The organism is Candidatus Eisenbacteria bacterium, from assembly GCA_035712145.1.
GTDB lineage: Bacteria > Eisenbacteria > RBG-16-71-46 > RBG-16-71-46 > RBG-16-71-46 > DASTBI01.
Window position 1 is genome coordinate 1 of record DASTBI010000225.1, and the last position, 1,683, is coordinate 1,683.

A 1,683-nucleotide genomic window follows, 5' to 3' on the forward strand; every position below is an offset into this window, starting at 1 on the left:
TCGGCGCCGATTCACCAGGCCGGAGCGACCGTCCTCGTCGTCGAGGACGTGCTGCCCTGGTTCAGCGCGGCGGTTGAATCGCTCCTGATGCTCAATGACATCGTCTACGACGTCATCCCGTCATCCGCTCTCGGCGGGACCGACTTGAGCCCGTATCAGAAAGTGATCGTTCCGAGCGACCAGCCGACTTCCCTCTATGACCGTGTCGCCGAAAGGGCGGCCCAGATCAATGACTACGTCCTGCGAGGCGGAGTGCTGGAATTCCATGCCTCGTGGGGTTGGTCGGCCGGCGATCCCACGCGCGTCACTCTTCCGGGAGGAATGGAGATCAGGACCTTCATCTCCGAGTTCAACCACGTCCTCCAGCCCGGCCACGCCTTGATGAGGGACGTTCCCGACCCCATCACGGGTGTGCAAGCCAGTCTCTCGTACTTTGCCAACATTCCCGCGAACGCGACCCAGATCGCGACCGACGACCAGGGCCAGACGGCACTGGTGGTCTATCCGTTCGGGGCGGGAAGGGTGATCGCGAGCGGGCAGACGCTCGAATTCGGCTACCAGTTCGGCTATTCGACGGGGACCATCCTGCGCAACATGATCCCCTTCATGTTCGGTTCCGACTGGCTCTCGATCGCACCCTCGTCTGGAACCCTTCAACCCGGAGGCCAGATCGATCTGGCGGTGACGTTCGATGCCAAGGGACTCCCGGGAGGCGATTACCACCGAGACATCATCATCATCAGCAACGACCCCGACGAATCGCCCTGGTCCGTTCCGGCCGACCTGCACGTGACCGGAGCGCCGGACATCACGCTGTCGCGGTCCGAGATCGACTTTGGAACGCTGTTCATCGGAGCCGCGCGCTCCGAATCGCTGATGGTCGGCAACCGGGGCACGGAAGTCCTGACAGTCACCGAGATCACGCCGTCGCGAGGCGAATATCAGGTGGACCCGGCGGCGGGCTTCAGTCTCGCTCCTGGAACTTCGCGGTGGGTGAGCGTGACCTTCCGGCCTGGCGCCGCGGGGCCCACGCCCGGGGTGCTGACCATTCGAAGCAACGACCCGGACGCGGGCGAGTCCACGGTCGCCCTGACGGGAACGGGGCAGATTCCACCCGACATCTCGATCGCCCCTCGGGCCGTCCTGGAGGACATTCTCCAGGGGCAAACCTCGGTGCGTCCGTTGACCATCTCCAACGACGGCGCCTCGCCGCTGACGGTCGACATCGCGGTTCGCCTGCCTGCCATTGCCGTGGCCGCCGTGCCGGGCGCTCCGCTGGTGGTCGACGCCGTTTCGCGAAGCACGATGAGCGAGCTCGAGAAGGCTTCATATCGTGAGCGTTATCGCGAAGCCACGCCGTCCGGGTCGACCAAAGGATCGAGCGCCCTGGTCGGACGTTTGGGCGGCGGCCGTGCGGTCCGAGCCGCGACGGCCGCGGTGCCACCCGGCGTCTACGTCCTCTACTCCGACGACATGGAAGGAGGACCCGGCGGCTGGTCCCACTACTCGACCGACTCGATCGGCGTCGACCTGTGGGGGCGTACGACGGGTCGTTCCAACAGCGGAGCCTGGAGCTGGCGCGTCTCGCAGCACGACTTCCAGGGAAGCGACGCGCTCCAGAGTCCCTTGATCGATCTGAGTGGAGTGCTGGACGCGACGCTCACGTTCGAGCATTGGCACGAC

1 protein-coding gene is annotated in these 1,683 nt (G+C 65.4%); it reads left to right on the top strand.

Annotation, left to right across the window (positions count from 1 at the left end):
* Positions 1-1,683: choice-of-anchor D domain-containing protein (locus VFQ05_16220; protein HET9328314.1), on the top strand; the 1,683-nt coding region annotated here is incomplete at both ends.